This is a genomic window from Ruegeria sp. AI2 (assembly GCF_056541275.1).
The window spans coordinates 1-1,099 of the sequence record NZ_JBQFYB010000060.1; the positions used below are offsets into that span (position 1 = coordinate 1).

The window sequence follows — 1,099 nt, forward strand, 5'->3', positions numbered from 1 at the left end:
CGGTGATCTATGGCGGGTCGTTTGATCCGAAATGGGTGACGATTATGGTGGCGGTGAACCTGCAAACCTCGTTCCTGACGCCGCCGTTTGGATTTGCGCTGTTTTATCTGCGTGGCGTTGCACCAAAAGAAGTGACCACGGGTCACATATATCGAGGGATCATACCGTTTGTGGTCATTCAGGTGGTTGGGATTTCGATCCTGTGGTTCTTCCCTACGATTGTGACGATTGTACCCGATCTGATCCCGAACTGATCCGGAACGGTTTTATCAAAAGACCGGGGGCCACGGCAGGCCTCCGGTCTCTCTTTTTAAGGTGTGTGTTTTGCGTGGGTCAGTTCGGCAAACGCGCGTTCGGCGTCGTGGTCGATTTCGAGATGCGCCAGATCGCTTATACCTGCGTCAGGATCATCGAAAACGGCACGATCCAGCTTGCCGACCTTGTCGGCCACAATCGTCGTGACAACCGCGTCACCGGTGACGTTGACCACGGTGCGCATCATGTCGAGAATCCGGTCAACCGCCAGAATGATCGCGATGCCGTCCAGCGGCATGCCCAGCTGGTTCAGAACCATTGCAAGCATGACCATGCCCACACCCGGAACCCCAGCAGTACCGATCGAGGCCAGGACCGAAATAGAGATGACGGTCAGATACCCGCCGAGACCAAGGTCGATGCCATACACATTTGCCAGAAAGACCGTGGCGACGCCATGCATGATCGCCGTTCCATCCATGTTGATTGTCGCGCCCAAGGGAACACCAAACGAGGCGACAGAGCGGTCCACGCCCACCCGCTGGGTCACGCACTGCATGCTCGCCGGGATGGTTGCGTTCGAGCTGGAGGTCGAGAATGCAAAGACCTGCGCGGATCGCATTTTCCGCAAAAATGCCAGCGGGTTTAGCCCGGTGAAAACATAGAGCAACGCCATCAGCGTGACGCATAAATGGAACACCAGGGTCAGGCTGATCGTGGCCAGATAGCCAATCACAGGGGCAAACAACTCAAAGCCCTCCAACGCAAATGTCCGTGCGATCAGACAGAACACGCCAATCGGCGCAAAGGCCATGACGATCTCGACGATTTTCATCGCCAGTTC

General features: G+C 56.1%; 2 protein-coding genes. One reads left to right on the forward strand and one right to left on the reverse strand.

All coding sequences use genetic code 11. The features are described from left to right. Positions 1-254, forward strand: a 254-nt coding sequence (locus ACR0LL_RS21130) for a TRAP transporter large permease subunit (RefSeq protein WP_480589264.1), incomplete at its 5' end; no start/stop codon positions are given. A 56-nt stretch (positions 255-310) separates the two neighbouring features. Here the strand turns inward: ACR0LL_RS21130 and ACR0LL_RS21135 are convergent. After that, positions 311-1,099, reverse strand: a 789-nt coding sequence (locus tag ACR0LL_RS21135; RefSeq protein ID WP_480589266.1) for a dicarboxylate/amino acid:cation symporter, incomplete at its 5' end; no start/stop codon positions are given.